Here is a 23,665-nt window from a genome sequence, read left to right as displayed (position 1 = left end):
CATCAAAAATAACCTAAACCCTATATATTCCAGCTCTTTAAAAAGCCCAAATCCGCAAATTGCTAGATCATTCCACCTCTTCGCTGCTGTTTTTTCTCTGACAGGCGTTTTTTAAACTGGATCCTTTTTTCCTTCGCCGCCTTAGAAGGTTTGGTGGCTATACGCTTTTTGCGGGGTGTCAGCGCTTTGCGCAGCAGTTCATGCATTTTCTTTACTACCAGTTCTTTATTGCCCAGCTGTGTGCGGGCCTCCTGAGAGCGTACCTGCAGCAGGCCTTCTGCATTGATCCGGTTGGCCAGTACCTGTTGCAGGGTTGCTTTTTGTTCGGTGCTTAACAGCGAAGAATGGGCAATGTCAAAATAGCCTTCCACCATGGTCTCTACCTTGTTTACGTTCTGCCCCCCTTTACCGCCGCTGCGCGCCGTGCGGAATCTGATCTCCGCGGAAATATCCAGTTGCATGTCTGCAATTTATTAACTTCCCTACAAAAACTATTCAATATGCGGGCTGTCATTCAACGGGTCACCCGGGCTTCAGTAACGGTAGATGGGAAAATAACAGGCAGTATTCAACAGGGATTGCTGGTGCTGCTGGGCATTGAAGATGCCGACACCATGGAAGATATTACCTGGCTCAGTAACAAGATCGTAAACCTGCGCATATTCAGCGATGCCACCGGTGTAATGAATTTGTCGGTAAAAGAAACCGGCGGAGGTATCCTGCTGGTGAGCCAGTTCACCCTGCATGCCAGTACAAAGAAAGGGAACAGGCCTTCGTATATACGTGCCAGCAAACCCGATATTGCGATCCCTATGTATGAAAAGATGATCACCCAGCTGGGATTAGATCTGGGCAAGCGAGTGGAAACCGGCATTTTTGGTGCGGACATGAAAGTGGACCTGCTGAACGATGGGCCGGTAACGATTGTGATAGATACGCAGCATAAGGAGTAAATACTAAATAAATTAGCAAATCATCCTGGTTGGCTTATTTTTGCGGAAATTAATAGGGAATAAGCCGGGTATACGCTATTCTTTTAATTTAAATACCAACACTCCCCCCTCACAAACCCCGCACTATCCCATTCCACCTTCCCCAGGTCATTCCCAAACACCGGCCTGCCCTCTTTATCAAAATCCTTTGCCCTGCCTTCATATACCTTATCCCCATCCACCTTAAACATCGCCTGGTTAACACTCTCTACCCCCTCGCTCATAAACGTATACTGCACCTGGAGGATGTTCCCCTGCACAACTCCCCGGATCGTCCCTTTATTACTATCCTTCTCGTACCGTTGATATGCCAGCTTTCCGTTCACACTGTCCCCGCTCACTTCAAAACTCAGCCTGGCCGTATCTTTTCCTACTACCTGGATAAAACATTGCGGTCCACCTGCCGCCAGGCTGCTTAATGGTACAGTATCTGTAAGAGTAAGGCTATCGCCGGTTTGTGTGCCGGCTTCACCGGATTGCTGCTGGCAGCTCATTGCACATATAGCGCCGGCGGCCAGTACCAGGATGAATGTTTTCATTGATGATGTCTTGGTTTTCAATCGCAAACAAGTTAAACAATATAGCAAATATATTATCTTAGAAAGTCTAAACGCAATCTATAATGACAATAAGTGAAGCGCAGGAAAAGATCGACAGCTGGATCAACACCACCGGTGTACGTTATTTCAGTGAGCTCACCAATATGGCCATCCTGACAGAAGAAGTGGGCGAAGTAGCCCGCATTATGGCCCGTCAGTATGGAGACCAGTCATCAAAAGAATCAGATAAAAAGAAAGACCTCGCAGACGAGCTTGCAGATGTAATGTGGGTAGTGCTTTGCATCGCCAACCAAACCGGTATTGATATGACTGTCGCTTTGGAAAAGAACTTTGAAAAGAAGAACATCCGCGATGCCACCCGGCACCAACAAAACGATAAGCTTAAATAAATTTCAACATCCAAATGCCAGATTCCAAAGGGATGGTAGCATTTTGGATTTTGGAATTTGATCAGGAACCTTCACCGCTATGAACAACAGACCCTCGAAACTGCAAACCTACTGGCTGATCCTCAAGGAAGCAGCCAACGGGTTCATTGAAGATAAAGTACTGAAGCTGAGCGCCTCCCTGGCGTATTATACCGTATTCTCCGTAGCGCCCATGCTCATTGTGATCATCTTCTGCTGCGACCTGTTCCTGGGCCGCGAAGCCGTTGAAGGCACGCTTTACTCCCAGATCAAAGACCTGGTAGGCGACCAGGCCGCTGTCCAGGTACAACAGATGATCCGCAACGCTACCCTCTCAGAAGATATGAGCTGGGCCACCATCATCGGTTTCATTACCCTGGTGATAGGCGCCACCGGGGTGTTCGCCGAAATACAGGATTCCATCAATACTATCTGGCGACTAAAATCCAAGCCTAAAAAGGGAAAGGGCCTCGTCCGCATGGCCATCAACCGCCTGCAATCCTTTTCCCTGGTGGTAAGTATCGGCTTTATCCTGCTGGTGTCCCTGGTCGTGAACGGCATTATAGAGATCCTTAATAAGAACCTGGCCAAACTTTTCCCCGAAGTGGCCGTTATACTGATCTACCTGATCAACCTGGTGATCACCTTCCTGGTGATCAGCACCCTGTTTGCCATAATCTTCCGGGTATTGCCGGATGCCCGTATCCGCTGGAAGGATGTGATCGTAGGGTCTATTACCACCGCCATCCTCTTTATGCTGGGCAAGTTCGGTATCGGCTATTACCTGGGCGCCAGCCATATCAGCTCTACCTATGGGGCCGCCGGTTCCATTGTGATCATACTCCTGTGGGTATATTATTCCTCTGCCATTCTCTATTTTGGCGCTGAATTTACCCGGGCCTATGTACAGCATTTCGGAGCCCGTATCTACCCGAATGAATATGCGGTATGGATAAAACAGGTGGAAGTGGCGGAGGAAGGGTAGTGGGCAAACTCTCAAATTCTACTATATTTGCGCCACTATGGCAACAGATCAGAACAAATTCCAGGCGATCATATCGCATTGTAAAGAATATGGATTCGTTTTCCCATCCAGTGAAATATATGATGGCTTAAGCGCCGTGTACGATTATGGCCAGTACGGCGCCGAGCTGAAAAAGAATATACGCGACTATTGGTGGAAGAGCATGACCCAGCTGCACGAGAACATCGTGGGCATCGACGCTGCCATTTTCATGCATCCCACCACCTGGAAGGCTTCCGGGCACGTTGACAATTTCAGCGATCCCATGATCGACAATAAGGACAGCAAGAAACGCTACCGGGTAGACCACCTGATAGAAGGCCATGCTGAAACCCTGTCTGCCGAAGCAGGAGAAGCCCTGATCGCCAAAATGAACGACCTGCTCAGGGAAAACGACTTCGCAGGCCTCAAACAGCTTATCGAAACCAATAATATAAAATGCGCCGTTAGCGGCACCAGCAACTGGACAGAGGTTCGCCAGTTCAACCTGATGTTCTCCACCCAGCTGGGCAGCGTGTCTGACGAAGCCAGCGAAATATACCTGCGCCCTGAAACCGCCCAGGGTATCTTCGTGAACTTCCTCAATGTGCAGAAAACCGGCCGTATGAAGATCCCCTTCGGCATTGCCCAGATAGGTAAGGCGTTCCGTAACGAGATCGTAGCCCGCCAGTTCATCTTCCGTATGCGTGAGTTTGAGCAGATGGAAATGCAGTTCTTTATCCGCCCCGGCTCTCAGCAGGAATGGTATAAGTTCTGGAAGGAAGAGCGTATGAAATGGCACCTGAGCCTGGGTACAGACCCGTCTAAATACCGTTTCAAAGACCATGAAAAGCTGGCCCACTACGCCGATGCTGCCGTGGATATCGAGTTCGAGTTTCCCATCGGCTTCAAAGAAGTGGAAGGTATCCACAGCCGTACTGACTTTGACCTGAAGAACCACCAGGAGTACAGCAAAAAGAAACTGCAGTACTTTGATCCGGAAACAAACCAGAACTACATCCCCTACGTAATAGAAACCTCCATCGGCCTGGATCGCATGTTCCTGCTCACCGTTTGTAATGCCTACGAAGAACAGGACCTGAGCACCGCCGAGAAGAAAGACAGCCGCGTGGTAATGAAATTCCCCGCTAAACTGGCGCCCATCAAACTGGCTATCTTCCCGCTGACCAAAAGAGACGGTCTGCCGGAATTGGCCAAAGAGCTGTTTGACCAGTGTAAATCCTCTTTCTACTGCTATTATGAAGAAAAGGACAGCATCGGTAAACGCTACCGCCGCCAGGATGCCATCGGTACCCCCTTCTGCGTGACCATCGACCACCAGACCAAGGAAGACCAGACCGTTACCATCCGCTACCGCGATAGCATGGAGCAGGAACGCATTCCCCTGTCACAGGTGAGAGAACGCGTACTGCGCGACATCTTTTAATTAATTATTGCTGTCTCTTCAACGTTTAACAGTCATAAACCACCTGGTAAATGACTGTTAAACCAATCTCTGTTATTCCTTTTCAAATCTGTTGTACCTTAGGCTTTTGCAAACCTTTTAAATAGCAATAATCCTGCAAAGACCTATGAACCTTAAATTATACTTTTTAGCCGCCCTGCTCGGGCTCACTGCCGCAGTGCAGGCCCAGACAACCGTTGCCCCAACAACCCTTAAAGCTGCTACTGATAACAGCCTTGGACAACAGACCATTTACCTCGGCGTAATGGGAAGCGGCATCCTGCTGTCTGCCCACTACGATCTCCGCTTTCAACCCAACCAGCTGGGCTGGGGCATTCACGCAGGTATTGGCTACGCTCCAACACTGGATGATTACCGGGTGTTCTCCTACGCCAATCCGGATGGAAGCTACAGTTACGAACAGCGGTATGTTCCCGCCAAATTAACAGTGCCGTTTGGTGTAAGCTACCTCATGGGCCAGGCAAAGAAACCCCACCGCCTGGAACTGGGCATTGGCGCCACCTATATGAACGGAGACGCAGAACTGTTTGATACGGTAACCAGTACCGATACCTGGCTGCTTGTAGCAACAATCGGCTATCGCCGCTATTATTTTGGTAACCGCCTGATGTGGAAGGTAGCTTTTACACCGGTAGTATCGCTTTCCTGGAAGGGAATACCGGTACCTTATGCAGAAGGGGGAATTGGTATACGGTTTTGAGCCTAACCGTACAGCTCCAGATGAATATCTTTACGGTCATACCCCAAAGCCAGGATACGCTGTTTGGCCTCATCGATCATATTCTTCCAGCCGCAGAGAAAAAAGTAGGCAGGCAGTTTTTCAGGCCGCCCCTGCAGCATTTCTTCGTAAATACTGTGTACATAGCCCTTTCGCCCCCACCAGTTGGGGTTTTCCTCGCGGGATAAGGTGGGGATATATTGAAAATCAGGCAGTGAAGCCTGCAACTGCCGCATCTCATCCGGGTACAGCAGATCGCCCATGTAGCGGCTGCCGTAAATCAGGTGGATGTGCTTATGGGGAATGCCCTGCTCGCAGATATACCGGGCCATAGACCGGAAGGGGGCGATCCCCGTACCTGTACAGATCAGGAAAAGGTCCCTGTCCAGGTTTTCGGGCAGTACAAATACTCCCTGGGGCCCTCTCAGCAGCAGCTCGCTGCCTTCTCTCACCTCGTTGAACAGGTAAGTAGTGCCCAGCCCGCCTTCCAGCAGCACAATTACCAGCTCTATTTCGTTGGTACCGTTGGGATGGGAGGCGATGGAGTAGCTGCGCCAGCGCTTGTTCTTTTTTTCGTGAATGGGAAGGTCCAGGGTAACAAACTGCCCGGGCTTGAAGTCAAAAGCTTCCATATCGGGTATCTGTATCCAAAAGCGACGGGTATTGTGGGTTTCGTTCACAATCCTGGTAACATAACCATTGTGCCATTGTTCCAGCATGCCTTATCAGTTTTACCGAATATAACGAAAATGTTTGAACGTCTAAACTTTCGTATCTTTGCACCCTTCATGAATCTACAGGGTGTTTTACAACTGTACCAACGTGATGCCCGCCTGCAGCAGCTGGTGAAGGGGTTACATTTGCCCGTTCCGCAATATTTCCAGTTAACCGGCCTTACCGGCAGCGCTGTCAGCTTCCTGGCCGTTGGTACCTGGCAACATTTAGAGCAGGCTAACCATCTCTTTATTCTCAATGATAAGGAAGAGGCTGCCTATTTCCATAACGACCTGGAACAACTGAGCCAGGCGCTGGATATCTTCTACTTTGCCGATTCGTTCAAGAAAACAGGGCAGTTCCAGGAATTGAACAGCAGCCACAGCATGCTGCGCACAGAAGCGCTCATGAAATTTTCCGGCGGCAACACTATCCAGAAAAAGATACTCGTTACCTACCCCGAAGCTCTCTGGGAAAAAGTAGCAGGCACCGCCGCCTTCGGCGCCAATATGCTGAACCTGCGGGTGGCAGATGTGCTGAAAGTGGATGAGCTGCTGGAAAAGCTGGTTTCCTGGGGCTTTCATCATACCGACTTTGTTTACGAACCCGGCCAGTTTGCCCAAAGGGGCGGTATCATCGATATCTACTCCTTCGGTAACGATAAGCCCTACCGTATAGAGCTGTTCGGCGAAGACATTGACTCCATCCGTCTCTTTGATCCGGAAACGCAGCTCAGCGAGCGCAAACTGAACCAGGTTACGCTCATCGCCAACATGGATACCCACGCCCGGGACCATCATAAAACCTCGCTGCTGGAATTCCTGCCCCAGAATACCATCGTGTGGATGAAAGATCCTGCCTATATACAGGGAGTGATAGAGCAGATGGAACAGCGGCTGGACGACTGGCTGCAAACAGGCAACAAGGTAAAGGTGGATGATGAGGAAGACATGACGCTGTCTGAAGACGATTTCGTAAAAGCCTCCGTACTGATGGAGCAGCTGCTGCAAAGGCACTGCCTGGTGTTCGGCAACCGCAGCTGGTGGCAGGAAACCGGGAAGCCTTTTACGGACCTTGCTTTTGATACCCAGGAACAACCGGTCTTCAACCGCCAGTTCGATATGCTGCTGAAAGACCTCAACCAGCATAACGGCAATAAATACACCCTCTTCATCTTTGCAGATAATGCCCGCCAGCTGGAAAGGCTGCGCAGCATCTTCGAAGACCTGAAAGCCGATTTCGTTTTTTATCCCATCCCCGTGGCAGTAGGCCAGGGCTTTATTGATCACGGACTGAAGATCGTATGCTATACAGATCACCAGATCTTCCAGCGTTATCACAAATACAAGGTAAAACAGGCCTATAACAAGAATAAGGCTATTACCCTTAAAACGCTGCGCGAGCTGCAGGCCGGTGATTTTGTTACCCATATCGATCACGGTGTGGGCGTGTACAGCGGCCTGCAGAAAATAGAAGTAGGCGGTAAAATGCAGGAAGCCATCCGTATCATCTACAAGAATAACGACCTCTTGTATGTGAACATCAACTCCCTGCACAAGATCAGCAAATACACCGGTAAAGAAGGCATTGAGCCGCGCGTTAATAAGCTGGGCAGCGATGCCTGGGATAAGCTGAAAGAAAAGGCTAAAACCCAGGTAAAAGACATTGCCAAAGACCTGATCAAGCTCTACGCCGCCCGTAAAGCCCAGCAAGGCTTTGCCCACTCACCGGATACTTACCTGCAGACAGAGCTGGAAGCCTCCTTTATCTATGACGATACGCCAGATCAGAGCAAGGCAACGGCAGATGTGAAACGCGATATGGAATCGCCTTCCCCGATGGACCGCCTGGTGTGTGGCGACGTAGGCTTTGGTAAAACAGAAGTTGCCGTACGCGCTGCCTTCAAAAGCGTGGTAGATGGTAAACAGGCTGCCATACTGGTGCCTACCACCATCCTGGCTTTCCAGCACTATAAAACTTTTGCCGAGCGCCTCAAGGATTTTCCCTGCACCGTGGATTACCTGAACCGCTTTAAATCATCCAAGGAAAAGAAAGAAACGCTGCAGAAACTCGCAGATGGTAAGATAGATATCATCGTAGGTACACACGCCCTGCTGGGAAAGGATGTGAAGTTTAAAGACATCGGCGTGCTGATCGTAGACGAAGAACAGAAGTTCGGTGTATCTGCCAAGGAGAAGCTGAAACAGATCAAGGTGAATGTAGATACGCTCACACTAACGGCTACACCTATACCGCGCACACTGCAATTCTCCCTCATGGGCGCACGCGATCTGTCTATCATCAATACACCGCCCCCCAACAGGCAGGCGATCGAAACGGAAGTGCATGTGTTTGATCATGACCTGATCCGTGATGCGATCTATTTTGAAACTGAACGCGGCGGACAGGTATATTTCATTCATAACCGCGTACAGGGCCTCCGTGAAATGGCAGGCCTGATACAGGGCCTTTGTCCGGATCTTTCCATTGCCACCGCCCACGGACAAATGGAAGGTCACCAGCTGGAGAAAGTGATCCTCGACTTTATAGATCGCAAATACGATGTACTGGTGTGTACCAACATCGTGGAGAGCGGTGTGGACATTCCCAATGCCAATACCATTATCATCAATAACGCGCATCACTTCGGGCTGAGTGATCTGCACCAGCTGCGCGGTCGCGTAGGCCGCAGCAACAAGAAAGCGTTCTGCTACCTGCTGGCACCGCCAATGAGCACCCTGCCTGCCGACAGCCGTAAACGCCTGCAAACCCTTGAACAGCATAGTGAGCTGGGCAGTGGTTTCCAGATATCCATGCGCGACCTGGATATACGCGGCGCCGGTAACCTGCTGGGGGCAGAACAGAGCGGCTTTGTAGCGGAAATAGGCCTCGATATGTACCAGAAGATCCTCGACGAAGCCATCCGCGAACTGAAGCAGAATGAATTCCGCGAGCTCTTCAAGGAACAGCTGGAGCAGAAAAAAGATTTTGTGAGCGATTGTACCATCGATACCGACCTGGAAATACTGATACCAGACAGCTATGTAGAAAGTATCCAGGAACGCCTCAACCTCTACCAGGAGCTGGATAATACCACTACAGAAGATAAGCTGCAGCAGTTTGCCACTGCCCTGCAGGACCGTTTCGGACCTGTTCCCGAACCGGTGCAGGACCTGCTCACCACTATCCGTTGCCGTTGGATGGCCATTGCCCTGGGCTTCGAAAAGATGATGCTGAAAGAGGAAACGCTGCGCTGTTACTTCATCAATAATCCTGATTCACCCTACTTCGAATCACCCACCTTCAACCATATACTCAACTACGTACAAACCCGCGTGAATAATGCACGCCTCAAACAGGTAGGCAAAAACTTCATGCTGGTAGTAGAACGTATCCGCTCCATGAATGATCTGTACCAGTTCCTGAAGAACATGGAAGACGCCAGGGGGTAAATACCAAATTCCAAATTGAAGCCATAACGTGTTGTAATGCGTAACAACAGGTTATGGCTTCTTTCCTTGTAACTAATATCACTTCCCATCCGTTTCAGCTTCCAACATTCCAGCAGTAATAGGTAACAGCAGCGTTTGTTACCTGGCATTTGCTATCCGGTTTCTGGAATTTGGAATTTTCCCCCCTTCCTTATGGAATGTTGTGCAATTACTGCATCATGAGTGTGAAAACGGCAGCAGCCGGACAACTTAGTAAAAACTTAAATAAGCATAAGATGAAAAAAGTAACATTATTATTGACCGGATTAATACTTACTATCAGCGTTTGGGCACAACAGGTTGAACAGAAATCTGTTTATAATGTACCGGTAAAGAAGATTGAAGTGAACGGCTCTGCCGAAATGGAGATCACACCTGATGAGATCTACCTGAGTATTTCCCTGAAAGAATATTATAAAAGCAAAACAGTCAAGATCGATATCAGTACGCTGGAAAAGCAGCTGGAGAAGGCCATAGCAGATGCAGGCCTGCCTAAAGAAAGCCTCACTATCGAGAACGTGTATGGTTATAACCCTGATTACTGGTGGAAGAAAAAGAAGAACGATCCCGATTTCCTGGCCAGCAAAAAATACCGCTTAAAATTAAGCAGGCTGGATAAAGTAAATGGTATCATGGCGGGTGTAGATGAAGAAGGAATAGAAAGCGTGAATATTGCTTCTTTCTCACATAGCAAAATGGAAGAGTACCGCAGGGAAGTAAAGATCAAAGCCCTGCAGGCGGCCAAAGCCAAAGCCACTTATCTTTTAGGCGCTATTGGCGAGAACGTGGATGGGGTGATTGAGGTACAGGAGATCAACACGGATAACTACAGCGATGTACGTCCGGTGTATGCAAACATGGCCTATAAAGCAGCAGAAAGCGTTGCGGCAGATTCCAATATAGATTTCAGGACCATCAAGGTACGTGCAGAAATAAGGGCGGTATTCGGCGTTAAATAATCCGGCTTTCATTAACATATATGCCATCCCGGCTTATCCGGGGTGGCATAGCTTTTGGTATTATAGGGTTATTGAACCAAACCAAATTGTTATGCGTAACATGAAAATTGCCGGGCACAATGTACCGTCCAGCACCCTGCTGAAGGGTGTTAGCGTGGGACTTGCTATTACTGCAGGTATCATGGGCTGGATGTGGAAGAGAAGACATTCCATGCAGACACGTAACAACAACAACATATTTCAGGACCGTGGCCGCAGATGGCCACAGGCAGTGCCGGTAAAGTAGAAGAGAAAACATTGGCAAAAAGAAAGCCCCGCCTGGAAAGGCGGGGCATGCCGATGGAAAAAGATTTCAAAAAAAACGATGATCTGATTGATGTTGACTTTTAATTAATGTTGACTTTAAAAGTCCCGTCCGTCAATGGTTTTTCGACTTCACCACTCTTGATTAGTGTGCCTTTGAATGTACCTTCGGCACGTTTACTATTAATGCTTGTAATTTGAACTTCGATTTGATCGCCTATGTAGCCCTGGGTGGCGGTGTCCTGTACGGGCATCAATGTAACGACAGAGCCATTGTAAGTGCCTACGTTCAGTGAATCGTCCGGAGAGATTACCATCAGCTGCATGTGCTGCTTAAAACTGTTGGTAAGTCCGTCAATGATCAGCACCTTTTGGTTGGTGCCTGTTAGGATAGTATCAGCCACGAAGGCGCTGGGATCATGGGCAACGTACTGCTGGCCGTCAAAAGTGAAGGAGAAAGAAGACGCAGGTGCTGCATCATCTTTTTTACAGGCGTTGATGACCAATGCGGCTGCCATTAAAATAGCCGCCACCCGGAGTAATTTCATAGGTATAGGTTTGTCGCTAGGTATAGGAATAAATACGGCTGCAAGATAGGAAGATTTCCTCATAGATTAAATAAATAACCTATAAGTTTTTTCAATAAAATATACTTTTTCACCATACCTTTTTGATAATCAGCAAACTGGTTGGGGGAAAAATTCCAGGTGCCAGATGCCAAATACCAAATTCCAAAATCCAATTACCAAATTCCAAATACCAAATTCCAAATAAAAAGGAAGCGTCCCGACTTGCAGAACGCTTCCTTTTATATAGACGCTGATATGTAGCGTTTGGAATTTGTATTTTTTAAACCTGGAATTTGAAATTGAAGCTTAAGCGTCAATTTTCGCATATTTGGCGTGAGATTCAATGAATTCCCTGCGCGGAGGTACTTCATCGCCCATCAGCATGCTGAAGATGCGGTCTGCTTCTGCAGCGCTTTCGATCGTTACCTGTTTCAGGGTACGATGCTCAGGGTTCAGGGTGGTTTCCCACAGCTGTTCGGCGTTCATCTCACCCAGACCTTTATAACGCTGTATCACTACGCTGTCTTCTTTGCCTTCGCCGGCTATTTTGGTAACCGCAGCCTTACGTTGTTCTTCTGTCCAGGCGTAGATCTGCTCCTTACCTTTCTTCACCAGGTATAAAGGCGGCTGGGCAATATATACATAACCCTGTTCAACCATGGCCTTCATATAACGGAATATAAAGGTTAGGATCAGGGTGGCGATGTGGCTGCCGTCCACGTCGGCATCGGTCATGATGATCAGCTTGTGATAACGCAGCTTGCTCAGGTTGAGGGCCTTGTCATCTTCTTCTGTACCGATGGTTACGCCGAGGGCGGTAAATATATTCTTGATCTCTTCGTTCTCGTAGATCTTATGCTCCATAGCCTTTTCTACGTTCAGGATCTTACCCCTCAACGGCAGGATAGCCTGGAAGGCACGGTTACGGCCCTGTTTTGCCGTACCACCTGCCGAGTCACCTTCCACCAGGTACAGTTCGCATTTTTCAGGGTCGTTCTCAGAGCAGTCTGCCAGTTTACCGGGCAATCCGCTGCCGGTGAGCACGCTTTTACGCTGTACCAGCTGGCGGGCTTTACGGGCCGCTTCGCGGGCCTGTGCCGCCAGCACCACTTTATTGATAACGGTCTTGGCTTCGCGGGGATGTTCTTCCAGGTAAGCGTTCAGCACATCAGCAACGGCGCTGTCTACCACACCCATTACATCGGAGTTACCCAGTTTGGTCTTGGTCTGGCCTTCAAACTGCGGTTCAGGCACCTTTACGCTGATAATAGCGCTGAGGCCTTCGCGGAAGTCATCGCCGGTTACCTCGATCTTGGATTTCTCAAACAGTTTATTCTTATCGCCATAACTTTTGAATACGCGGGTAATGGCGCGGCGGAAACCAGCCACGTGCGTACCGCCTTCTATGGTATTGATGTTATTTACGTAAGAGAAGATATTCTCACTGAAAGAGTCATTATACTGCAGCGCTACTTCTACCGCTACATTAGAAGACGCATCATGCGCTTCTATAAAGATCGGATCAGGCAGCAGGCTGTTGCGGCGCCCGTTGCGATCCAGCATCTGTACAAATTCTGTGATACCGCCTTCGCTGTAGAACGTTTCGCTTACGATATTACCCTGGTCGTCTTTTTCGCGCTCGTCTGACAGCGTAATCCTTATTTTACGGTTCAGGTAGGCCAGTTCACGGAGACGGCCTGCGAGAATTTCGCGGTTATAGATCGTGCTGGTGAAGATGGTATCATCTGGCTTAAAGTGCACAATGGTACCGGTTTCACCAGAGTCGCCAATCTCCCTTACGGAATATTGCGGTACACCGCGGTGATACTCCTGTTCAAATATCTTTCCGTCGCGGTGAACGGTTACGTGCAGCACATTACTCAGTGCGTTCACGCAGCTTACACCCACCCCGTGCAGACCACCGGATACCTTGTAGGTGTTCTTGTCGAATTTACCACCGGCGTGCAGTACGGTCATTACCACCTCCAGGGCCGAACGGCCTTCTTTGGTGTTCATGCCCGTGGGAATGCCACGGCCATCGTCTTTACAACGGATTGAATTATCTTCGCAGATGGTTACTTCTATGTTTTTGCAGTATCCTGCCAGGGCTTCGTCGATGGAGTTATCCACTACCTCATATACCAGGTGATGCAGACCTTTTACGCCAATATCGCCGATATACATGGCCGGGCGCTTCCGAACGGCTTCCAGTCCTTCCAATACCTGAATACTGTCCGCATCATACCCATTGCTGGTACCGGCGGCGGCAGTTACTTGCGCTAATTCTTCGCTCATATCTTGATGTAAAATGCTAATTGAGTAAATGTCTCGTGAATTGTGCAAATATACGGAAAATGGGCCTTATTTCCATAAAAAACAGCCTGTTTTTCAGGGGGGTGGGAAGCCAGCTTTGAGCGGTCAGCTGTTGGCGATTAGTACCTGCATTTTGCCGGGGTAAGACACCTATCCGGTATAACACAACTAACTGCCAACAGCCGGCAGCTAACAGCTAAAGCGGTACATCGCCGCTGATGGCAATCTCCTTCACCCCGGTAAACAGTGTCTTCCATACCAGGTTGAAGAAGGATTTTCGCGGATCGCGGGCATAGCGCGGATGGGCGATGTGCAGTTTGCCGTCCCGGGGGTTACTGTCATTAATGGCGAGGGCATTGGCAAAAAGGCTTAACAGGCCTTTTCTTTTAAGCTCACTGGAGCTTTCATCCTTTTTCAGAATGCGCACCTTCAGGTTGTCATAGATCAGTTTTACCGTGCCGGAGGCATTCTTTTCATTGCCCTGCATACTGAAGCTTACCTCCTGTATATAACCTGATCTGATCTCTACCAGTGCCAGGGGCCGGGTAATAGGGGTCAATTCACGGCCGTCCATATCGTCCAGGCGTCCGGATATGGCAAAGCGGCCATTCTTGTCGTTCAGTACAAAATCAAAACGGGCCTGCAGCTTGCCGCGCTGCATAAATACGCCGTCCAGGTCTGCAATACAATGCGGGTTGCGCGCTATCATGCTGTCTATATTGGTTATGTTGCGGAAAAGTCCGCCCACCTGGTTAAAACGGATGGTACCCGCCTGCATTGATTTCGCGTTAACCTCCATATAGGCCAGGTCCACCCTCGAAGCTTTCAGGCTGTCTATCATGATGGGGATGGCCAGTTTTTGCAGCAGCTGATGCGGATACTGCCCTGTTTTGATCTCGTTGGAAGAAGGCAGTATACGGTTATGATAAATGTCAACGCTGCCGCTGCCAATGTCTATCCGGCGGGCGCGTATCTGCTGATTTTCCAGCAGTTCTTTGGGATCCAGCCCGTTCACGGCGATCTTGTTGAACTGCACATCATAGCGGTCCTGCTGAAAGGGTACCCTTTTATCAAAATCAGCCCGGCTATAGCGGGGTTCTACGGCAAACTGCCCGATACGCAGGTTGCTTTCCGCCGCATTGTAGCTGATGTCCCGTACACTCATCCAATACAGGCTGTCTGCGGTGCGATGCCGGTAATCCCGCAGGTGCAGCTCATAATTACGGGCGTAAAGGAAGCGGCTGGGATCTTCCAGGGCTTTGGCGTCTATCAGCAGGTCGTTCACGTGGATACTCAGGTGATGCAGCTGGGTGATTGCCTTGGCGCTGTCCTTCTTTATATAGGTATACATAAAATTGGAGCTGTCCAGCCGCAGGGTACCGATCGATATGGAATGTATGCGCGAAGAAATATTTTCATAGGCGCTGCGTTTACGGCTGGTGTCTACATTCCGGGTATCCTGTTGAAGCACAATACTGGGGTTATCCAGCACCAGTGAACCGGCGCTCAGCTCTTTTTTGAGGAAATATCGCCATACCTTGAAATAGCGCAGGCTTAAATTTTCGGCGCTGAAGGCGTATAATACAGCGGGCGCCCGCTGTTCCTGCTGCAGGCGCTTATACACGGCGGTATCGGTTACCAGGCTTACCTTGCTGATGGATAGCTGCCCTTTCAGCATGTTGAGGTTTACCCGGTCGTATTGCAGGATGTAAAGACTGTCAGACATTTCACGTACATAGTCTCTCAGCTGCACCCGCAGCTGTTTGCTCCAGCGCTGACTGAGGTAAAGCCCCGTTGCAGCCAGCACTAACGCTAACGCCCCTATGATAATTAACGCTTTTTTTCCGTATTTTCTAATATGAGTTCGGTATTGCATGGCTATAATATACCGAAATCCATACCAATTGAATTAAAAAGAAGGAGAACAACTTGGGGATGTTCGTGGATTTTTTTCCACAAGTATCACCCCATTGTCATAGTTAGCCGACTAAGCGTCTGAATGTTTGTTAAGTAAAAGTGAATGCCTAATTTTGACTCACTTTAATAAACAGTTTGAAAGAGCTACAGGACATATTATCATTGGCCATTCCGCAACCCGCTATGAGTGACCAGCTGCAACTCGCAGAGCAGGACACCGTTACCGTGCCGGACGCTTTTGATTTTACCCTGCAGCGCTTTACTTACGAGCGTCCCTTACCGGTGGAAGATATCGCCATGGTGGTATACCAGCCGGCAAAAAGGGGGCAGAGCGCCGCTATAGAGTTGCGTTACTGCGTGGCAGGCAGCCGGTATTGCCAGAACCCATCCTGTACGGACCAGCTGTGCGCCAAAGGCCATAGCACCGGCAAATGTTCTGACAAAGTATCTTCCGTTGATATGATCACCGTGCGTTTCCAGCCCGGTTTCATCCAATCGCTTCAGAAAGGCGCCACCAGCTCCACTTTATTTGAATTGCAATCCCGCAAGCCTTTCGTAAAGACCATTCAGCCCAGCCCCAAATCCAAAACGGTGCTGGAACAGATGGTGCATCACAATTACGAAGGGGTGCTGAAACATATCTTCCTGCAAAGCAAGGCCTTAGAGCTGCTGCTTTTCAGCTCCGACCAGTTCATGCAGAACGACCCGGATGAACGTTACGGTTGCCGCTTCCTGACCCACCTGGAAGACCGCGAGAAGATCGAAAAGGCCCGCAGCATCCTGCTGGAACAACTGGATGCCCCCATTACCATCCGCGACCTGGCCCGCCGTGTAGCCATGAATGAATGCTACCTGAAAAAGGGCTTTAAAGCCATGTACGGCACCACCATCTACGATTATTTCCAGAAAGAACGTATGGAAAAGGCCAAAAGCCTGCTGTACGAAAAAGGTATGTCTGTTTCAGATGTAGCCATCCTGATGGGATACTCCTGCATTTCCCATTTCTCCACTGCCTTTAAAAAGCATACGGGCCTGAAACCGTGTGAGTTACTTTTGAGATAGTTTAGGTTTGAAGTTTGAGGTTCGTTGAATGTTTAACGTTCAACACCTGTCAGCCGGCCTGCTTCAATCCTACCCACTTAAAAGTGCAATGCCACCTGAAAGTTTATTTCCCTCACCTAAGTGCCTGCTCCTGAACCACTCACCTCTCACCTTTAACAAACCTCAAACCTCAAACCTGCATATTTGCTCTTTTTCCCACTTCGATCATTTCTTTTCCCGATTACATAAACCCTGTCCGGGTATTTGTAGTTTCTTTGTATCACGATCGGCAGATATCTATCCCGATTTTATAAGCTTCCTTATCAGATTTGACCAAAAGGAGGAAAGCTTACCAGGCAATAAAAAAGTGAGTAAAGCCATAAAATCATTGCACCGCGATCAAACACCATTTTCTTAAGTGCAGTTGCCGGTAAGTTTTCCGCCCTTCATAAAAGAGCGGGACATCACACGATGTCCCGCTCTTTTATTGTGTTTAGTGCCAATGCTTTATTAACTTTACCTTACTGCAAGCACGCATGCCGACCCGGCGTATGGTACGCTCTGGATCTCGCCTCTGGCATCCGGTTGCCCCATCTCAATTCCCGCGGTCAGCACCAGGGATTGTGCGGCCGTAAGGGCCCCCGGCATGTTCAGTTGTAAGGTAATGGTTTGCGGCAAAAAGTTGGCGCCGTTAATATGCCATTCTGAATGCGCGGAGGCAATCGGCAAACGTTCCGGCTTATAATACCCACTGCCATTGTGGATCACGTCTTCTGCCACCCCCATGCAAAAGGTGAAGCTGTAAAGCGGTTGCCGCCAGGGTAGCACCAGGTTGATGCCCTTAATAAGCCTTGGCAGCTGTATCAGCGCTGTTTTAGTTTCGCGATCCACGGAAATGTCCAGCGGATTGGAAACCACGCTGAAAAACTGGTGTTTCCTGGTAAGGAGGAAGCCTTCCAGCAGTTTGCGGTGCTCAGAGATCAATACACCGCGTTGTCCCTTGCCGTTGATCTTTTCCTCCTTTTGAATGCGTGTGCAGATTTTGGTAAGCTGCGGAAAAATGTTGTAGTCCGCCAGCTTAAGAACGGGTAGATTCATGGTGTAGCGGATACTTTTAGCCGCCTGCACCGCGCCGTCGAATTCACTGTTATTCAAACGGGTGTGACTGAATTTCCTGGAGGTCTTCACCTGTTTCTTCGTAGGCCCTCCCTTTTTGCGCACTACAATTTTGCCGGATCCGCGCAACCGGTAGGCAGTCATATTACCAAAACTGCCAGTGAACTGAATTTCATTAGCGTCAAGAATTGCCATCTGGGGTAGATTTTATTCGGTTAATAATCGGATAAAGGCAGGCCGGTATTGGGGTAATACCTGAGGCCGCTTTTAAGGCAATTTCTTACAAATTCCAATCTTAGACGAATATGATTTCTACATATATCATTTCTTCATAGATAGGTAAGAACAAGGGATAAGGTAGGGCTTAATAAGGGCTCAATAAGGAAATATCTCCTATCAAACACTGAATAGGACAGCGTTTCCACGCGGAAAGGTCTTGGATAGTACCCGGATAAACCGTGGTAAATGATTGAAAATGATGAAGATGAGAGGCGAAGGGAACGCAGATCTGTCAGTTAAGAACTGGTACTTGTCAGTTTGATATGGAAGTTTGTCAGTTGGGAGATGATCACTTGTCAGTTGGGACATGCCCTGTTACAAAGTCTGTCAGCATTGCCGGGCGCTGAGCATTTGGTAAAAAAAGAAAACCCCGCCCAAAAGAGCAGGGTCTGTCCTATTTATCCCTATACCTATGAAATACGTGATTGAAAAAGTAGCTATTCTGTAATGGTACCGGCCTCATTGATCAGCACCGACTTGTCTGTACCATTATCCTGAATATTTACCTTGTAATATGCTGCCACATTTGCTCTTTCAATCCGCCAGCCGTCTTTTACGGTAGCAGCAGGATATTTACTTCTGAGCGTGGTGGCGATGGTTTCCGGAAGCCTGTCGCCGGCGTATTCGCTGCGGGTAGCTACCCAGGTTCCATCTGCTGTATATTCTACGGTTGTTTTTACACTGTCCTGCTCAAAATTTGCAATCCAGTTACCCGTTACACTCTTTGTCCATTTTGCGTTCTCTATCCCTGCAAAATTCTGGCCAAATGCATCCTTCACAGGCGCCGGAGCTACCAGTGCTTTAGCAGTGGTTTCCCGCTTTGTCTTTTTAACCGATTTGTGTTGTGCAAAAGTTATGCCGGAAGAAAGCAACGTCGCGCAAAAAAATAACATCAACTTTTTCATATAAACGATATGGTTTGTCCGTTGGGTTACGTTTTTTAAACTTCAGGTTTTATCTTCCAGCTAAAAGCGAAAACAATGCCAAAAAAGCAAAGGTGTTGATTCCGAGCGTAAAAATAGTAAATAATTTAAAAAAAACATAAAAACCCGCTCTTTTTTGACCTTTTTACCTCATCTTGAGATTTTTGGTGCCACTGTATTTTCGTAACTTTGCACAATTTTAATCGAACATCCGTATTATACGGGTGCATTTTTCTTTTCAAATAACGCCAAAAGGCGGAAATTGTTTTATGGCCAGTCAATATCAGGAATATAATCAGCTGAATTTACCGCAGATAGGAAAGGACGTTTTACAGCAATGGGAAGCGCAGCAAGCGTTCGAGAAGAGTGTGGACCTCCGCGAAGGCGCCACGCCATTCGTATTTTATGAAGGCCCTCCCAGCGCCAACGGTCTGCCCGGTATTCACCATGTTATTTCCCGTACCCTGAAAGACCTGGTGTGCCGTTATAAAACAATGCGCGGTTACCAGGTAAAACGCAAAGGCGGCTGGGATACCCACGGCCTGCCCGTAGAGCTGGGCGTGGAAAAAGCACTGGGTATTACAAAGGAAGACATCGGCAAAAAGATCTCCGTAGCGGAGTACAATGATACCTGCCGCCGCGAGGTATTGAAATATAAAGATAAGTGGGACGATCTGACCCGCCAGATGGGGTATTGGGTAGACCTGCAAAAGCCCTATATCACTTTTGAGAACGATTATATAGAAAGCCTGTGGTGGTGCCTGCAGCAGCTTTACAAGAAAGGTCTGCTGTACAAAAGCGTGAGCATCCAGCCTTACTCTCCCGCAGCGGGTACGGGGCTGAGCTCCCATGAACTGAACCAGCCGGGCACTTATAAAGACGTAAAAGACACTACGGTAGTAGCCATGTTCAAGGCGGTGGAAGACGACCGTTCCCGCTTCCTGTTTGAAGCAGCGGGTACCGATCAGCTCTTTTTCCTGGCCTGGACCACCACCCCCTGGACACTGCCCTCCAACCTGGGCCTGACCGTAGGCGCCAATATAGAATATGCGCTGGTGCGCACCTTTAACCAGTACACCCACCTCCCGGTAACCGTGATACTGGCCAAAGACCTGATAGACCGTTACTTCAGGAAAGAAGGCGAGGATGGCGATTTTGCCGCTTATAAGGAAGGCGACAAGATCATCCCCTGGCAGATACTCGCGGTGTTCCGCGGCAGCCAGCTGGAGAACATCCGCTATGAGCAGCTGCTGCCCTATGTGCAGCCCGAAGAAGGCGATCCCTTCCGCGTACTGCTGGGCGATTTCGTGACCACCGAAGACGGTACAGGTATCGTACACACCGCCCCGGCCTTTGGTGCAGATGATAACCGCGTAGGTAAAAAGTACGGCATCGGCATCCTGACACTGGTAGACAGGCAGGGCAGGTTCCTGGATAGCGTTGGTGAGTTCGCCGGCCGCTATGTAAAGAACTATAAAGACGAAAAGGATTACAAAGACGTGGATGTGGACATTGCCGTGAAGCTGAAAAAAGAGAACCGCGCCTTTAAAGTAGAAAAATACGAGCACAGCTACCCGCACTGCTGGCGTACCGATAAGCCGGTATTGTACTACCCGCTGGATGCCTGGTTCATCAAAACCACTGCCCTGAAAGACCGGATGGTGGAACTGAACCAGACCATCAACTGGAAACCGGCCGCTACAGGAACCGGGCGTTTTGGTAACTGGCTGGAGAACATGGTAGACTGGAACCTGAGCCGTAGCCGTTACTGGGGTACCCCCCTGCCTGTATGGCGTACGGAAGACGGTAAGGAGGAGATCTGCATTGGCAGCATTGCCGAGCTGAACGCTGAGATCCGCAAAGCCAATGAAGTGCTGGGTGGCGATGTGAACAAGCACTACCTGCATGAAGGCATACTGGACCTTCACAAACCTTATGTAGACGAGATCATCCTGGTGAGCCCCGGCGGCAAACCGATGCGCCGCGAGCCCGACCTGGTAGACGTATGGTTTGACAGTGGCGCCATGCCGTATGCGCAATGGCATTATCCGTTTGAAAACCAGGACATTTTCAATAAAAACTTCCCTGCAGATTTCATCTGCGAAGGCGTGGATCAGACCCGTGGCTGGTTCTACACCCTCCATGCCCTGGCCGCCATGCTGTTTGACAGTGTAGCGTACAAGACTGTGGTATCAAACGGACTGGTCCTGGACAAGAACGGCAACAAAATGAGTAAGCGCCTGGGCAATGTAGTTGATCCGTTCAAGACAATTGAAGAATTCGGAGCAGATGCCACCCGCTGGTACCTTATTACCAACGCTTCCCCCTGGGATAGCATGAAATTTGATATTGAAGGTATCCGTGAGGTACAGCGCAAACTGTTCTCAACTTTATATAATACCTACAACTTCTTTGCGATGTATGCCAACCTGGACAGTTTCTCTTTCAAAGAGGCGTACATTCCGCTGGAGCAGCGCCCGGAAATAGACCGCTGGATCATCTCGCTGCTGAACACCCTGGTGAAAGAAGTGACGGCATATTTTGACGACTATGAGCCTACCCAGGCAGGACGTGCTGTACAGGAATTTGTAGACGAACATCTCAGTAACTGGTATGTGCGCCTGTGCCGCCGCCGTTTCTGGAAGGGAGAATATGAGCATGATAAGATCTCTGCCTACCAGACACTTTATGAGTGCCTGGAGAAGATCTCCCAGCTGATGGCGCCGGTTTCACCGTTCTTTGCAGAATGGCTGTTCGGTAACCTGAACAAGGTAAGCAACCGTAACACGGCCGCCAGCGTACATCATACTGATTTCCCTGCGGTGGTTGAGTCGGCAATAGACAGTGAGCTGGAAGAGCGGATGCAGCTGGCCCAGGATATATCTTCCCTGGTACTGTCGCTCCGTAAGAAAAAGGACGTAAATATAAGGGTAAGACAGCCGCTGCAGAAGATATTGATACCGGTACTGAATCCTCACATGCGGGAGCAGATAGAAAAAGTGGAAGACCTGATAAAAAGTGAGGTAAATGTGAAAGGTATTGACTATCTTACCGAAACGGAAGGCTTTATCAAGAAAAAGATCAAGCCAAACTACAAGGCGCTGGGTAGCAAGATGGGAGCGAAAATGAAAGCAGTAGCAGCCGCAATAGGCGCTTTCACCGACGCAGATATAACAACCTTGGAGCGCGATGGTCAATACAACCTGCTGATAGACAATGAGCAGCTGCAACTGCAGCTTTCCGATGTAGAGATCATTTCCGAAGACATCCCGGGATGGACAGTAGCAAACAAAGGCGCTCTTACAGTAGCCCTTGACATTACCATTACACCTCAGTTGCAGGACGAAGGCAATGCCCGTGAGCTGGTGAACCGCATACAAAAGATCCGGAAGGATAGCGGCTTTGAACTGACAGACAGGATACTGGTAAAAGTGGCAGCCGCCGAGACGCTGAAGTCGGCGATTATTAACTATAATGACTATATTTGCACGGAAATTTTGGCAGACAGCTTGGAATTAGTGCCGCAACTGCAGGATGGTACAGAAATAGAGGTTAACGACCTTAAATTCAATGTATTAGTTAACAAAAAAAGCTAGTCCCATGGCAACAAAGAAGAAGGTTGCTAGCAAAAAGACCCAAAAGGCAGTGCCTGCTAAGAAGAAGGCAGTTGTAGCTAAAAAGGCAACAACTACCAGGAAGGCGGCTGCTAAACCTGCGCCTGCGAAAAAGGCAGCGCCGGTTGCGAAGAAAGCGACTGTAAAAAAGGCAGCGCCGCCAAAACTGGCGAAACCGGCTGCCACTAAAGCCGTGGCCAAAAAAGCTGCCGTTCCCAAAGCGGCGGCTTCAAAGAAAGCAGTTGTCGCCAAAACACCCGCTGTCACCAAAGCATCAGTTCCCCCGGCCAAAACAACTACAACAGCAAAGAAAGCAGTTGAGCCTGTAAAGGCCCCCGCTGCAAAGAAAGTACCTGCTGAAAAGCAGAAAGTGGTCAGCAAGAGCATGGCGGCCACCGAAAAAGTAGAAAAATTGATTTCCAAGCCAGAAGAAAAAGAAGTTATAATGCCAGTAAAGAAATCAGATAAAGAAAAAGAAACCGGCAAGAAAGCAGCAGCGGAGAAAGCCGCTAAAGTGGAGAAAGTGGAAAAAGCGGAAAAAATTGAAAAAGCCGAAAAGCCCGCAGCTGCCGCTAAAGTTGAAAAAACTGAAAAGCCCGGTACCAACAGGAACGTGAAAGCAGCCACCACGCTGGTATCTTACCAGCCTGAATTCACCAAATCAGTACTGGATCAGCCGGATGCCCCCACTGGCCCGGTGTATCGTTACAGCGATGCCGATCTGCAGGAATTCAGGGAGCTGATCAATAAAAAGCTGGAAGCAGCCAAGAAAGAGCTCGTATATCTCCAGGGCCTGATCACCCGCAAGGATGAAGCCGGTACCGATGATACAGAGAACAAATATATGAGCATGGAAGATGGCAGCGGCTCCCAGGAAAGGGAACAGCTGAACCAGATGGCCAGCCGTCAGATCCAGTTCATTGATCACCTGGAAAAAGCCCTGGTGCGCATCGAAAACAAGACATACGGTATTTGCCGCGTAACCGGCAAACTGATCGATAAGGCCCGCTTAAGAGCTGTGCCGCACGCCACACTTAGTATTGAGGCAAAGTTGGCTAAAAGCAAGTAAGGCAATTAATAAACTAATAATAAAGGGAGAAGTGTTTGAAATGACACTTCTCCCTTTGCTTTTGGACGAGGTAGGATGAATGACGGAGGGTCGGGGCTGATTACTCAGTGAGGATCATCAGGCCGTTAGATGTGAAGTCATCCGCTGTTAGCTTATGAGATCATCACATCCACTTCTGAAAAAGACCATCA

Annotated in this window: 19 protein-coding genes and 1 pseudogene; 11 read left to right on the top strand and 9 right to left on the bottom strand. The window is 49.0% G+C overall.

Annotated elements, in window-relative coordinates; all coding sequences use genetic code 11:
• Positions 1–62: 62 nt before the first annotated feature.
• A pseudogene (gene arfB / locus Q0577_RS12135) lies at positions 63–464 on the bottom strand (alternative ribosome rescue aminoacyl-tRNA hydrolase ArfB); the annotation flags it as partial.
• Positions 465–500: 36 nt separating this feature from the next.
• On the opposite strand from arfB, the gene dtd reads away from it, so the two are divergent.
• Positions 501–953, top strand: a complete 453-nt coding sequence (gene dtd / locus Q0577_RS12130; RefSeq protein ID WP_298736585.1) for a D-aminoacyl-tRNA deacylase — start codon at positions 501–503, stop codon at positions 951–953.
• 83 nt (positions 954–1,036) lie between these two features.
• On the opposite strand, the gene Q0577_RS12125 is transcribed toward dtd, so the two are convergent.
• Complete coding sequence (locus Q0577_RS12125; RefSeq protein WP_298736583.1) at positions 1,037–1,531, bottom strand: hypothetical protein; 495 nt, start codon at positions 1,529–1,531, stop codon at positions 1,037–1,039.
• A gap of 83 nt (positions 1,532–1,614) precedes the next feature.
• On the opposite strand from Q0577_RS12125, the gene Q0577_RS12120 reads away from it, so the two are divergent.
• The 4 genes from Q0577_RS12120 to Q0577_RS12105 all read left to right on the top strand — a co-directional run bounded on the left by Q0577_RS12120 (position 1,615) and on the right by Q0577_RS12105 (position 5,148).
• A complete protein-coding gene (locus tag Q0577_RS12120; protein ID WP_298736581.1) occupies positions 1,615–1,941 on the top strand; it encodes a nucleotide pyrophosphohydrolase in 327 nt (108 codons plus the stop codon).
• A gap of 79 nt (positions 1,942–2,020) precedes the next feature.
• Entirely contained in the window at positions 2,021–2,944 is a 924-nt protein-coding gene (locus Q0577_RS12115) for a YihY/virulence factor BrkB family protein (RefSeq protein WP_298736578.1), read from the top strand.
• 37 nt (positions 2,945–2,981) lie between these two features.
• Complete coding sequence (locus Q0577_RS12110) at positions 2,982–4,409, top strand: glycine--tRNA ligase (protein ID WP_298736575.1); 1,428 nt, start codon at positions 2,982–2,984, stop codon at positions 4,407–4,409.
• A 145-nt stretch (positions 4,410–4,554) separates the two neighbouring features.
• A complete protein-coding gene (locus Q0577_RS12105) occupies positions 4,555–5,148 on the top strand; it encodes a hypothetical protein (protein WP_298736574.1) in 594 nt (197 codons plus the stop codon).
• Positions 5,149–5,150: 2 nt separating this feature from the next.
• Here the strand turns inward: Q0577_RS12105 and Q0577_RS12100 are convergent, their stop codons facing one another.
• Positions 5,151–5,885: an FAD-binding oxidoreductase gene (locus Q0577_RS12100; RefSeq protein WP_298736572.1), complete on the bottom strand. Its 735-nt coding sequence runs from the start codon at positions 5,883–5,885 to the stop codon at positions 5,151–5,153.
• A gap of 30 nt (positions 5,886–5,915) precedes the next feature.
• Between Q0577_RS12100 and mfd the strand changes: the two genes are divergently transcribed.
• From mfd to Q0577_RS12085, 3 genes are all read left to right on the top strand, one after another.
• Entirely contained in the window at positions 5,916–9,332 is a 3,417-nt protein-coding gene (gene mfd, locus Q0577_RS12095) for a transcription-repair coupling factor (RefSeq protein WP_298736570.1), read from the top strand.
• Positions 9,333–9,607: 275 nt separating this feature from the next.
• The gene (locus Q0577_RS12090) at positions 9,608–10,330 is read left to right on the top strand and encodes an SIMPL domain-containing protein (protein ID WP_298736567.1); all 723 of its coding nucleotides are present in this window, start codon (positions 9,608–9,610) and stop codon (positions 10,328–10,330) included.
• Positions 10,331–10,421: 91 nt separating this feature from the next.
• On the top strand, positions 10,422–10,616 hold the full coding sequence (locus Q0577_RS12085) for a hypothetical protein (RefSeq protein ID WP_298736564.1): 195 nt from the start codon (positions 10,422–10,424) through the stop codon (positions 10,614–10,616).
• 100 nt (positions 10,617–10,716) lie between these two features.
• On the opposite strand, the gene Q0577_RS12080 is transcribed toward Q0577_RS12085, so the two are convergent.
• The 3 genes from Q0577_RS12080 to Q0577_RS12070 all read right to left on the bottom strand — a co-directional run bounded on the left by Q0577_RS12080 (position 10,717) and on the right by Q0577_RS12070 (position 15,391).
• On the bottom strand, positions 10,717–11,181 hold the full coding sequence (locus tag Q0577_RS12080; protein WP_298736562.1) for a hypothetical protein: 465 nt from the start codon (positions 11,179–11,181) through the stop codon (positions 10,717–10,719).
• A gap of 327 nt (positions 11,182–11,508) precedes the next feature.
• On the bottom strand, positions 11,509–13,497 hold the full coding sequence (gene gyrB, locus Q0577_RS12075) for a DNA topoisomerase (ATP-hydrolyzing) subunit B (RefSeq protein WP_298736560.1): 1,989 nt from the start codon (positions 13,495–13,497) through the stop codon (positions 11,509–11,511).
• 214 nt (positions 13,498–13,711) lie between these two features.
• On the bottom strand, positions 13,712–15,391 hold the full coding sequence (locus Q0577_RS12070; protein WP_298736558.1) for a hypothetical protein: 1,680 nt from the start codon (positions 15,389–15,391) through the stop codon (positions 13,712–13,714).
• 176 nt (positions 15,392–15,567) lie between these two features.
• Between Q0577_RS12070 and Q0577_RS12065 the strand changes: the two genes are divergently transcribed.
• Positions 15,568–16,494: an AraC family transcriptional regulator gene (locus tag Q0577_RS12065; protein WP_298736556.1), complete on the top strand. Its 927-nt coding sequence runs from the start codon at positions 15,568–15,570 to the stop codon at positions 16,492–16,494.
• Between the two features lie 495 nt (positions 16,495–16,989).
• On the opposite strand, the gene Q0577_RS12060 is transcribed toward Q0577_RS12065, so the two are convergent.
• Together Q0577_RS12060 and Q0577_RS12055 are read right to left on the bottom strand one after the other, a co-directional pair.
• Positions 16,990–17,784, bottom strand: a complete 795-nt coding sequence (locus Q0577_RS12060; protein ID WP_298736554.1) for a hypothetical protein — start codon at positions 17,782–17,784, stop codon at positions 16,990–16,992.
• 521 nt (positions 17,785–18,305) lie between these two features.
• The gene (locus tag Q0577_RS12055; protein ID WP_298736552.1) at positions 18,306–18,773 is read right to left on the bottom strand and encodes a PepSY-like domain-containing protein; all 468 of its coding nucleotides are present in this window, start codon (positions 18,771–18,773) and stop codon (positions 18,306–18,308) included.
• A gap of 287 nt (positions 18,774–19,060) precedes the next feature.
• On the opposite strand from Q0577_RS12055, the gene ileS reads away from it, so the two are divergent.
• Positions 19,061–22,387 carry an isoleucine--tRNA ligase gene (ileS, locus tag Q0577_RS12050; RefSeq protein WP_298736549.1) on the top strand — a complete coding sequence of 1,109 codons (3,327 nt, stop codon included), beginning with the start codon at positions 19,061–19,063 and terminating at the stop codon, positions 22,385–22,387.
• On the opposite strand, the gene Q0577_RS12045 is transcribed toward ileS, so the two are convergent.
• Positions 22,367–22,828 carry a hypothetical protein gene (locus Q0577_RS12045; RefSeq protein ID WP_298736546.1) on the bottom strand — a complete coding sequence of 154 codons (462 nt, stop codon included), beginning with the start codon at positions 22,826–22,828 and terminating at the stop codon, positions 22,367–22,369. The two genes, ileS and Q0577_RS12045, sit on opposite strands and share 21 nt — an antisense overlap.
• A gap of 22 nt (positions 22,829–22,850) precedes the next feature.
• On the opposite strand from Q0577_RS12045, the gene Q0577_RS12040 reads away from it, so the two are divergent.
• Complete coding sequence (locus Q0577_RS12040; RefSeq protein ID WP_298736543.1) at positions 22,851–23,474, top strand: TraR/DksA C4-type zinc finger protein; 624 nt, start codon at positions 22,851–22,853, stop codon at positions 23,472–23,474.
• Positions 23,475–23,665 lie beyond the last annotated feature (191 nt).

Origin of the sequence: uncultured Chitinophaga sp. (assembly GCF_937898475.1) — a bacterium.
GTDB lineage: Bacteria > Bacteroidota > Bacteroidia > Chitinophagales > Chitinophagaceae > Chitinophaga.
The sequence above is the reverse complement of the archived record's forward strand: the minus strand, read 5'-3'. Positions and strand labels throughout refer to the sequence as shown.